Source organism: Shigella sp. FC1967 (assembly GCF_001743005.1).
Classification (GTDB): Bacteria; Pseudomonadota; Gammaproteobacteria; order Enterobacterales; family Enterobacteriaceae; genus Proteus.
Map to the genome: position 1 here is coordinate 1 of NZ_MIIZ01001250.1, position 446 is coordinate 446.

Annotated in this window: 1 protein-coding gene; it reads left to right on the top strand. The window is 35.0% G+C overall.

Translation table 11 applies throughout. From position 1 onward, the window contains the following. Positions 1 to 176 precede the first annotated feature (176 nt). Positions 177 to 446 (top strand): hypothetical protein (locus BHE89_RS20755; protein WP_141008354.1); only part of this gene is annotated, 270 nt, incomplete at its 3' end.

The following is a 446-nucleotide window of genomic DNA, read 5'->3' on the forward strand; positions in this document are numbered from 1 at the left end:
ACTGAAACTGATCAAATAAAGAGATTGAAAGCAAGTAGTACTATCATGTCAGTAAGAGATGTTTTCTCTATACATTTGAGTGAATCGGGTGCAGAAACCAACACAATCTAAGCCTGAGTCAGAAAATATTCAATCCGATGAAGTTCAATTTTAGTCAAAAAACTGAGAAAGGTAACTTGTGGTTAGCCGCGTTTAATGAAGATTTTGGCCCCATTATGCAGAAAAAAACGGGCAGACCAGCAGGCATAATTAATGTTGATCTTTTAGATAATACCAAGAAGGTGCTAGAAAATTTAAGTTCTGACAAAGGTAAAACAATTGATTTAACGCCTTTTAAAGTGATTGAGACTGAAACTGATCAAATAAAGAGATTGAAAGCAAGTAGTACTATCATGTCAGTAAGAGATGTTTTCTCTATACATTTGAGTGAATCGGGTGCAGAAACC